This is a genomic window from Mesorhizobium sp. C089B (genome assembly GCF_030323125.1).
Classification (GTDB): Bacteria; Pseudomonadota; Alphaproteobacteria; order Rhizobiales; family Rhizobiaceae; genus Mesorhizobium.
Window position 1 is genome coordinate 5,941,098 of record NZ_CP100469.1, and the last position, 9,931, is coordinate 5,951,028.

10 protein-coding genes and 1 pseudogene are annotated in these 9,931 nt (G+C 60.5%); 7 read left to right on the forward strand and 4 right to left on the reverse strand.

Going from position 1 to position 9,931, the window contains the following annotated elements:
• Positions 1–9: 9 nt before the first annotated feature.
• From trbL to NLY44_RS29085, 5 genes are read left to right on the forward strand one after another with little or no spacing between them, the layout of a single operon-like run.
• Positions 10–1,332 carry a P-type conjugative transfer protein TrbL gene (trbL, locus tag NLY44_RS29065; protein WP_023806695.1) on the forward strand — a complete coding sequence of 441 codons (1,323 nt, stop codon included), beginning with the start codon at positions 10–12 and terminating at the stop codon, positions 1,330–1,332.
• Positions 1,333–2,064 (forward strand): conjugal transfer protein TrbF, encoded by a 732-nt coding sequence (gene trbF / locus NLY44_RS29070; RefSeq protein ID WP_023711815.1) that lies wholly within the window; start codon positions 1,333–1,335, stop codon positions 2,062–2,064.
• On the forward strand, positions 2,054–3,082 hold the full coding sequence (trbG, locus tag NLY44_RS29075) for a P-type conjugative transfer protein TrbG (protein ID WP_031356238.1): 1,029 nt from the start codon (positions 2,054–2,056) through the stop codon (positions 3,080–3,082). Before trbF ends, trbG begins: the two co-directional genes overlap by 11 nt.
• Before the next feature lie 10 nt (positions 3,083–3,092).
• Positions 3,093–4,310 (forward strand): TraB/TrbI/VirB10 family type IV secretion system protein, encoded by a 1,218-nt coding sequence (locus NLY44_RS29080; protein ID WP_023806697.1) that lies wholly within the window; start codon positions 3,093–3,095, stop codon positions 4,308–4,310.
• 13 nt (positions 4,311–4,323) lie between these two features.
• Positions 4,324–4,602 (forward strand): DUF2274 domain-containing protein, encoded by a 279-nt coding sequence (locus NLY44_RS29085; protein WP_023692449.1) that lies wholly within the window; start codon positions 4,324–4,326, stop codon positions 4,600–4,602.
• A gap of 173 nt (positions 4,603–4,775) precedes the next feature.
• Here NLY44_RS29085 and NLY44_RS29090 read toward each other — a convergent pair.
• From NLY44_RS29090 to NLY44_RS29105, 4 genes and pseudogenes are all read right to left on the reverse strand, one after another.
• Positions 4,776–4,847: pseudogene (locus tag NLY44_RS29090) on the reverse strand (MucR family transcriptional regulator); the annotation flags it as partial.
• A 73-nt stretch (positions 4,848–4,920) separates the two neighbouring features.
• Positions 4,921–5,244 carry a hypothetical protein gene (locus tag NLY44_RS29095; RefSeq protein ID WP_155921672.1) on the reverse strand — a complete coding sequence of 108 codons (324 nt, stop codon included), beginning with the start codon at positions 5,242–5,244 and terminating at the stop codon, positions 4,921–4,923.
• 915 nt (positions 5,245–6,159) lie between these two features.
• A complete protein-coding gene (locus NLY44_RS29100; RefSeq protein WP_023711810.1) occupies positions 6,160–6,555 on the reverse strand; it encodes an avidin/streptavidin family protein in 396 nt (131 codons plus the stop codon).
• A 393-nt stretch (positions 6,556–6,948) separates the two neighbouring features.
• Positions 6,949–7,716: a hypothetical protein gene (locus NLY44_RS29105; protein WP_023806699.1), complete on the reverse strand. Its 768-nt coding sequence runs from the start codon at positions 7,714–7,716 to the stop codon at positions 6,949–6,951.
• A 619-nt stretch (positions 7,717–8,335) separates the two neighbouring features.
• Between NLY44_RS29105 and NLY44_RS29110 the strand changes: the two genes are divergently transcribed.
• Together NLY44_RS29110 and NLY44_RS33110 are read left to right on the forward strand one after the other, a co-directional pair.
• Positions 8,336–8,512, forward strand: a complete 177-nt coding sequence (locus tag NLY44_RS29110; protein ID WP_155921535.1) for a hypothetical protein — start codon at positions 8,336–8,338, stop codon at positions 8,510–8,512.
• A gap of 862 nt (positions 8,513–9,374) precedes the next feature.
• Positions 9,375–9,776 carry a M13-type metalloendopeptidase gene (locus NLY44_RS33110; protein WP_353654471.1) on the forward strand — a complete coding sequence of 134 codons (402 nt, stop codon included), beginning with the start codon at positions 9,375–9,377 and terminating at the stop codon, positions 9,774–9,776.
• The last annotated feature ends 155 nt before the right edge of the window (positions 9,777–9,931 follow it).

Consider the following 9,931-nt stretch of genomic DNA (forward strand, 5'->3'; position numbering starts at 1 on the left):
GGCGGCGACATGAACGACCTCGGAGTCATCGATCGCTTCATGGAGACCTTTACCCGCTACATTGACAGTGGGTTCGGTCTGCTTTCGGGCGACGTCGCCTTTCTCACCACCATTCTGATCGGCATTGACATCACGCTCGCGGGCTTGGTCTGGGCGTTCGGCGGCGAGCCCAACATTCTCGGCCGGCTTGTTCGCAAAGTGCTCTATGTCGGCGCCTTCGCCTTCGTCCTGAACAATTTCAAGAACCTCGCCGACATAATTTACCGCTCCTTTGCCGGTCTCGGCATCAACGCATCGGCCGGCAACCTGTCCGCCGACAGTCTCCTGCGGCCAGGCCGCATTGCCGCGGCCGGCTTCGAGGGCGCCTGGCCGCTCCTCAATCAAGCGAGCCAGCTAGTAGGCTTCCCCGAGATCTTCGGTAACGCGCTCACCATCTTCGTGCTGCTTCTGGCCTGGTTCCTGGTCCTCATCGCCTTCTTCATTCTTTCCATCCAGCTCTTCATCACCATCCTCGAGTTCAAGCTCACCACGCTGGCCGGCTTCGTCCTGGTGCCCTTCGCGCTCTGGAACCGTTCGGCGTTTCTGGCCGAGCGCGTGCTCGGCAATGTGATTTCGTCGGGCATCAAGGTGATGGTGCTTGCCGTCATCGTCGGCATCGGCTCCACGCTCTTTGGCGAGTTCGCTTCCGCCCTGCAGGGCCAGGAGCCGGACCTGGCGGCGGCCATGTCTCAGGTGCTGGGTGCGCTGGCGCTGCTTGGGCTCGGCATTTTCGGCCCCGGGATTGCCTCGGGTCTCGTTTCCGGCGCGCCGCAGCTTGGCGCCGGCGCGGCACTTGGAACAACGGCGGCCGCAGCTGGATCAACGCTCGTTGCCGGAGGCGCTGCGTTTGCCGGCGCGCGCATGGCAACAGGCGGCGGCCTCGCCGCAGTCCGTGCCGGCGCCGCCATGGGGTCCGCTGCCACCGTCGCCTGGCAAACGGGGCGCGCGACATCGCCCGAGTCCGGGCTGTCCGGGGTAGCTGCTGGGCTGCAGGGGGTTGCGAGTGCCGCTGGCGGCGCCGCGATGCAGGGAATGCGATCTGCTTCAGAGCCTTTCCGACGCAGCGCCGACGCCGGCCGCGATGCCGGCTGGACAGCGACCGGTGGCACGCCGTTCAGCTCGATGAGCGGAAGTTCGCCCGCTGCGGATCCAACCCCGGCGCCTCCATGGGCAAGGCGTCTGCGCTCCGAACAGGCCGCGCGCGCCCATCGCCATGCTGCCACGCAGGTGGTGCGCGATGGCGATCGGGGCGGAAGCGGCGCCAACCCCTCTCTCAACGACAAGGAAGATTAGATGCTCTTCAAGCGACCCGTTCAGCGTTACGGAAAGACGTCCGAGCCTGAAACACCTTATCAAAAGGCCGGTCAGCTCTGGGACGAACGCATCGGCACAGCGCGCGTGCAGGCGAGGAACTGGCGCCTTATGGCCTTTGGCTGCCTGGCCTTGGCCGCGGGGCTTTCCGGCGGGCTTCTATGGCAGTCGGCGCAGGGCCGCTTTGTGCCTTACGTCGTTGAGGTCGACCGTTTTGGTGAGGCGCGCGCCGTCGCGCCGGCAATTCAGGACTACCAGCCTGACGATGCCCAGATCGCCTGGCATCTCGGCCGCTTCATCCAGAATGTCCGCTCCATCTCCACCGATCCGGTGCTGGTGCGGCAGAACTGGCTGTCGGCCTATGATTTCGCCACCGACCGCGCGGCGCTTTTCCTCAACGAGCATGCCAAGGCGAACGACCCGTTCAGTCAGATCGGCACGCGCAGCGTGTCGGTGCAGGTGACCAGCGTCGTCAGGGCTTCCGACAGTTCATTCCAGGTCAAATGGACCGAGCAGATTTTTGAGCGTGGTAGCCTTTCGAGCACGACGCGCTGGACAGGTATCCTCACCATAGTGATCCGCTCGCCGACGAACACTGACCAGCTGCGCAAGAACCCTCTCGGCGTCTTCATCAACGCCATCGACTGGTCGCGCGAGCTCGACAGCGCCGCGCCAACCCCCTTTTCCCCTAAGGAGCCCGCCAATGACAAATAGAGCCCCATTGCTTCGTGCTGCCTTGATCCTGTCGGCGTCTGCTGCGGTTCTTTCGGCCTGTGCCTCGAAGCCAGTGCCGCCGCCTCAGATTTCCTATGACCACGAGGACTTCGAACCAGCCGCGATCGAGAAGGCGCCGGAGAAGCCGATCAAGGTCGTGGAAGTGCCGAAACCGTTACCGTTGCCTGGTCAGTTGATGCCCGCACCCGGCAAGCCCGGCCCAGATAAGCGCTCGCCGGAAGAACAGGTCGCCGATGCCAACAAGGCGGCGACGCAACAACCCGCCAAGTTTGGCTATGTCAATGCGGTGCAGGTTTACCCCTTTGCCGACGGCGCGCTCTACCAGCTCTACGCCGCGCCGGAGCGCGTCACCGATATCTCATTGCAGCGGGGCGAGAAGCTGACCTCGGTCTCAGCCGGCGATACGGTCCGTTGGGTGATCGGCGACACCGTTAGTGGCTCAGGCGATGACCAGCGCACTCATGTGCTGGTGAAGCCATTCGCGCCCGGGCTTGCCACCAATCTGGTCATCACGACGGACAGGCGATCCTATCACCTGCAGCTTCAAAGCACTGAGAAAACTGCCATGGCGGCGCTCTCCTGGATTTACAGCGAAGACCAACTCGTGGCGCTTCGGCGGCGCAACGCCCAGGCCGAGGCTGAAATGCCCGCGGCCTCGAACGTAGCACTCGAAAACATCCGCTTCCGCTATTCGATCGCCGGCGACACGCCACCATGGAGACCGACGCGCGCCTTTGATGATGGCAGCAGGGTCTATATCGAATTCCCGCGCCGTATAGACCAAGGTGAGGCGCCGCCGCTCTTCATCGTCGGAGCCGACGGGGACAACCAGCTCGTCAACTATCGCATGCGCGGCAACTACTACATCGTCGATCGCCTCTTTGCTGCGGCCGAGCTAAGGCTGGGCACCAAACAGCAGCAGGTGGTGCGCATTACGAGAACCGACGGTCGGAAACCGCCGCGGCGGGTTTCGCTGTTTTCGCGTTTTGGCAGGTGAGGGGAGGCTCATGACCGATACTTCCCATCCGAATGCTCCGCCGAAGCTCAATCCCGAACAGCTGCAGCTGCGAGCCTCGCCCCGCCGAGCGGTGCGGTTCAGGCGCGGCATAATCGTCGCGATCGCTGCTGTTGGTTCCGGCGCTGTTTTTGGCGTCACGATGATGGCGCTGCGGGGACCCGCATTGCGCCTGAAACAGCAGGCCGAAGAGCTCTACAGCACGGACCGCAAGCCGACCGCCGAGGGACTTGAATCGCTGCCCAAGGACTATTCCGGGAGCAAGCCGAAGGCTCCGGTGCTTGGACCGCCGCTGCCCGGGGATCTCGGCCGTCCTATTCTCGAGCACCAGCGCCAGCTTGGCATCGCACCTGGGCAAGACGTTTCCGCCGAGGCGCAGCGGCTTGCACAACAAGCGATTGAGGCGCGCGAGTCGCAAGTCCTCTTCCGCATCGAAAACCGGCCCCAGCAGGCGGAAGCTTTTGGCAATGGGCAGGGCGGACGTTCGCCTTTCGAGACGGCGTCTCCGCAGCCAGATGCCGAAGGCCAGCGAGCTTCCGTCGCGCCGGCCGAGGGCGACCAGAACAATCAACAGCGCAAGCTCGATTTCATCGACCAACGGAACACCGGCGGGATCTACAACCCGCATGCACTGCAGACGCCGGCTTCGCCCTATCAGATCATGGCCGGTAGCGTGATCGCTGCAAGCCTGATCACCGGCATCAATTCCGATCTGCCCGGCCTTGTCGTCGCCCAGATCACCGAGAATGTGCACGACAGCGTCACCGGCAGCATCCTGCTCATCCCGCAGGGCTCACGGCTGATCGGCACCTACGATAGCGTTGTTGCCTTTGGGCAAAGGCGCGCTCTGTTGGTGTGGCAACGCATCGTTATGCCGGACGGCTCCTCTACCGAAATCGACAATCTGCCCGTGACCGACGCGGCCGGCTATGCCGGGCTTGAGGACAAGGTGGATTTCCATACTTGGCAGCTGATCAAGGGAGTCGCGGTGGCCACATTGCTGGGGGTTGGTACCGAGTTGAGCTTTGGGGAAAATGAAAGCGACTTGGTCAAGGCAATTCGTGAATCCGCCCAGCAGAACGTCAGTCAAGCCGGCCAACGGATCACGGAAAAGAACCTGAACGTCCAACCCACGATCACCGTCCGCCCTGGTTGGCCGTTGCGCGTCGTCGTGCACAAGGACCTCGTGTTGCGGCCATATACGGGGTGAACAGGAGGACTTGATGGCTAATTTGAAACTCGGAAAACTTCCGGACCGGACACCTTCGAAGATCACCATCACCGTTGGCGCCGACTTGAGCCAAGCACTTAATGACTATGCCGCACTTTACCGTCAGACCTATGGCGAGTCCGAAACCGTGGCTGAACTGATCCCCTTTATGCTGGTCGGATTTCTGGAAGGTGACCGGGCATTTGCCAAGGCCAGAAAGGAAGGTTTACTGGGCGCTGGCGCCTCGGAGAAACCACGAAGGCAATCATCTTCCACGCTGGACAACGGGTAGCGCTTGGTGTCGTTTGGTCGCACGCTAGGTTCTTGATCCTGACCGCGTTGCGGCCGGTCCCGGCGAGCGCTTCGCAAAATTGAGATCAGGCTTTCGCTTTACGCGTTGAGGTAGGTTTTCTTGGCCGGAGCAGCCTTCCTTCCCAAACCTAACGATTTTGCCAGCGCTTATCAGGCGGCCGAATAGTTCAGGGCGACCACGGGATAGTCCTTCGCCAGTCCCCACCTCGCCTGGTATGTATCGGGGCCGTGCATGCGTGCGATCTACCGGTGGGGAGTTTTTCTCGAGCCTTTCGGCCGCGTCCGCCAGTTCCTTCGATCATTTCTTGAGCAGCGAATTCGCTTCCTCCCGGAAATATTGCCCAAGATGGTCAAGCAAAGCATGGATCGAACGCGGATCCTTGGGGTCTGCGAGGTGAGCGGGGTCGCCACGCCGAATTAGGGCATGTAGCCAAGCCCACTGCCGCGGTTGCGGCTGGTCCGGCAAAGCGGCGATGAGCTCTGCGGTCTCGGCGTCGGCCTGTTGCTGTCGCAACGCGACCAGAGCCGCCTTTTCAACCGCTTCTGACTCGCCGTCGACCAAGCCTTCGAGAAACTCCACAGACTCCTCGATCGGCATCCATCCCGCAAGTTCGGCGACCATCAGACGGTCCGAACTATCTGTGCACTCGCTCATGCGAGTGATCGTCTCGACCAAGCGTCGCCGTGGTGCGGCACGGCACAGCAAGCGCCTAATTTGATGGCGAACGGGAACCGGCGCTGCGGCGTGGTCGCCCAGCAGGACGTCCGCTGCCCTTTCGGCATGAGCTCCAACAACAGGTAGGCGGCCGACTCTGCGCGGGACGCAGCACGCCGGCGGTGATGAGCCGATCGCGAGTCGCGTCTGCAACGGCCAGTCTGGCAGCAACGCTGGCCGTCCACGGATAGATCGCACTCCCATCAAGTAGCGTGCCAGCGAGACGGAGCAAAGCATATCCGTCGCTGGCATGGAACGCCTGGGTGCGTTTCTCTATCGTCGCCCTTCGCCAATACCGATCGACCAGCTCATATTCGCCGACAGCCGGCCCAGCGCTCGCTTCCGGGAATTCGGCAATAGATCGCCGCCAATGTGGGACGTGTAAGCGACAGCAGCACGTCGTCAGGGAGGAACTTAGGATCGCGGCCGGGACCGGCGGAGATGTTCACGCACTTGCGCCAAGGTGAAGTCAGGCACGGCCACTTCGCTCAGCCCCTCGGTCGTCTGATGCAGCAGCCTCGTCATACGATTCTCCGCTGAGATCACCGTCCTGATACCCAGGCGCGCCCAGGGCACCGCTGTCGGCGGCTAGATCCGGATCGGGCCAGGTGGTCGAGGAACAAGGTCAGCCAGACGCCATCCTTGTTGCCAAGTTGCGGAAATCCTCGCAATTGGCAAGCTGCGGTCAAAATCGGTGCGCCAAATGGTCTGACGAACTTATACATCCGGGACAGGTAAGACCGGCTATTCTAGCCTTCGTCAGATCACAGGTCCACCATCGCCGAACCTTCGAGCGAGAGCAACAGCCGAATCTGCCAGCGGCTATTCCCGAACGAATTGATCCGCACCTGCGTTGACTGAAGCCCACATATCGTCGGGTTCCTCGGCATCGGCAACGTTTTGCGTCATCTGCCAAAGAGTGTCGAGAACGTCTGAACCATCTGCAGCGGTAGTCAGTTGCCCTACCCAAGCAGTTATCGCTGCTACCGGCCAGGCGACGACAAACGAGATTAGATCGCCATTTACAAATCCGGCCACGTCTCCGGTCAAGGACTTCCCGCTCCCGCTTTTCGCGGTCGTATATGAACCGGACACTTTGTTCCCCACAACGGCAAGAAACATCTTCGAACCAAGCTCGTTTTTCCAATGTCCGGCAAAGTCGGGACCGTTGCCTGAAGTCATCGAAAGCAGCTTGAGCGCCGTCTCAACTTTTCGCACGTTACATTCCTCCCAAGGTCGACCTTGTGTGGCTTATATCCAAAGGGAGCTTGACGAAGCAAGGCACGTTCCGTCAGTTGTGGGAGAAAAAGGGGTGATAGCAATCAAGACAGAAAACCAGCCAGCCTAGATTCACCACTCGTCATGGCCGATGAATCCAATGCGCTGACGACGGCGACAAGAGACCGCCGGCCCCTCCGGAGCCAATCCATCATTCCAACCAATCTTTCTGTCCCGCATTGCGCTTTGTTGCCGGCAATAGAAGAACGACTCTGTCCAGGATCTGATTTCAGACAGAATTGTTGCCCGCACCGGACGGCAGTTTCTAGACGCAGATATTGAATGCACCCCTCAGATCGGCGCACTCCCCCTGCGCCACGGAACATTCGCTGACTAGCATTGGGCTTGTTCTCGGATTGCCGCTTCGTGTTCGCGTACGAGTTCTTGGAAGCTAGCGAACGCGACGTAGAACAGCATCTGTTCTCGCTCCAGCAAGGTCACAATCTTGGCAAGGTCGAGCGGCTCACGTCCGCCGAACCCGTAACGGACCTGGCCCGTCTTCTCGTTGACGATCCGCGTTACGAGTTGCGTCATTCCAACCACAAACCGCGGCGAGAAACGATGATTGTAGGCATTGCGGAAATCGTCGGTGCCACCGCGGAAGGCACTTGCGCCAATGGCGTCAAGCGCGCGCTTAAGTCCTTTGTAGCATCCCCAAGACTTGCCATACTTGTCAGCCACGTGGGGATAGATGTCGGAGTCGAGCGGCAGGTCGTCGCTCCAGGTGGCGGGCCGCTTGAGCATATTCGCCTGATGGCACAGATGGGCGGCGGCGAAGCCGAAGCGCCCCTTGACTACATAGGGAGAGTTCAAGGCGTTGGTGGCGAGTGTGTCGATGAATTCATGGGTCGCGTCAAATTGTTTCTTCTGCGTTAGCGACTGGATCACCCTTGACCAAGCTGTCAGGCTATGGACGTCGTTGGTAAATCTATTGATGGTATTGGCGAGCTCACGCCCAAATTCGTCGAGCATCCACGAATACGCCATCCATTGGACGCCAATCGGATTGGGCAAGTTCGACCAATTGTAGGGCATATAGCGCCCGGTCAGCGGCGTCCCCTTTAAGGTTTTCCGGAACTGTCGATAGAGCGAGATCCCCATAGCGAGAGTTGTACTCGACGGCGTTCAAAAAGCCATACGCGTCAGTCGCCATTTCAATCGGATCGCGCCGGTATAATTCGGCTTAGGGATTGGGTTCGAGGGCGTCGCGATATGACGTTTGCATGGCGAACCAGCGCGATGGCGGAGCATTGACGGGCGGGCAATGGAACTTTTCCGGTGTCCTCTACCAGTTGCTTGCAACGTTGAAGGCCGGCCTCACCGCAATGATCGAATAAGTGGTAGCCAACCGCGACGGTGCCAGCGTCCGCATCGTCGTCGAGCGCGCGAGAGGCGGCGATGCCCAGACGCTCCAACCTGTGGTCCGCAGGGTCGACTAAATCAAGATCCGCCGGGGAATGGCGCCTTGGACTTCGCGCACGATCGTTGAAGAGGTGCTGCCAGATCTGTTTCAGGCCGCGGGCAATGGTGCACAGCCAACCGAATTCCGGTTCATCACAATCTCGATGGGACGGATGCGTTCGCAAAGTTCGTCGAGTCAATCGGCAACGCGCATCGAAATGGCAAAGGTCCAGCGGATCTCGATACCTTAGAGCTGCGCTTTCGCTGGCGGACGGAAAGAATATCACCGGAAGGTCTGTTCAGCCACATCGTCGAGACCTTGGACGCTCCTGAAGTGTGGCGTTTTCTGGCGACCCTCATAGTGGCGGGCTGGTCGGAGGCAGCAATCACCGATGAGATCGATACTATGCTGGCCGAACTCGTCGATGAGCGCGAGGAGATCTCCGCCAAGCGCAAGGCGTTTGTGGCGCAGCTCCTCGGCTTAGGCACGGGGTAGGCGTGTCGCTTTCCGCAAACGCCCTGCTTCAAGCGGTCGATCTCATCCTGCGCGGCTGACCTTGGCGCGGCGCATACCGTGGATTCTTCGCCCTCAAATCGAGACGCCCTGCAGGTGGCGAGATATGATCGGACCATTGGATGTGCGGGGCGTGCCGGCGTCGATCGAAGCCCCACTTTCGGTTCCGGACAAGGCAAGACCTGTCGGCTGTGCCGCGCCGCACAGGAGATGATTGATGCCGGCCAATGCGCGATGTTGTTGGCGGCGAGGGGGGAACCGACATCGAGGCCAAGGAAGGTCTGCTTGTGAAGGTCGGCAACAGGGCGGTATCGCGCTGCGGCGGCGATGAATGCCGCACGGTGCACAGTTGGCTTAAAATTAGTTGGGCTGTGTTGTGGATCACTGGAGGCTGCTCTGCTGAGAGCCTCACTTGACCAAGGCAGCTTTGCGCCCAATCTTGGTCGTTCAGCGCCCGGCGACCCACTCCCAAAAGCGGACATGCGCAAGTAGCTAGAATAGCGCGCTTACAAAAGCCGACATTGGCCTGGCACCTTTGGCCAATAGTCAGGCGCTTGCATGGTCCTAAGGTCTACCCTCAGCAAACATTCTGCGTCTCGTGGAGATCAAACATGGGACATCTTTTGCCTCTCGCCAAGCATCAGGCGATCAAGCAGTGGCGATTCTCGAACCGGCCGGAATTTCATTCAGCCTTGGCTTCGCAAGCGCGTTAATTACCGGCCGCTCCCCCGCAGCGGCGGCCGCTTGCCCGGGGTCATACCCGGAAGTCGTCATCAGGCCGATGATGATCGGGCCACACTTCGACAGGCCGATGCTAGAATGCGCCCTGAACTACATTGATGCGATGTCGAGGTGCGTTCCAGTCCCGGGCGTTGCGCTTGCAGGACAGGACGCGCATGTGTTGGACGACCTGTCGGGAAACCAGCGGTTCTTCTTGGGTTTTGCCCAGAACTGGAGCGGGAACTATTGCGCCCCGGTCCTTCAGCATGCCCTGCTGACGGATCCGCTTGCGCCCGCGGTGCAGCGGACGTGGATCGTGCGTAACTTCGATGCATGGTACGAAACATTCGACGTCCAGCCACCGATGATCTATTCCTCCGGAGGAGGACCGCGTGAAAGGCTGGTAGCGGAGCGCGGGACATCCTTAACGCAGGGCGGCCCACGTCCGCCCTGCCATCTTGCCCCGCGAGCAGTATCAACCCACACGTTGTTCCTGTCCCTGGATGTGTGTGCTCCGGGCTTGTAGTTGGGGTAGACCGAAAACTGCATTGACCATCAAGAACAGCCCCTTGTTTCCTGTGAGTATCCGGTCAAAGTTCGAAAGACTTGTGGATCAGGCGAATAATGACGCGGTAGCCTGACAGAAGGAGGAGAAGTGTTGCTGCTTGCAGAGTGCCTATT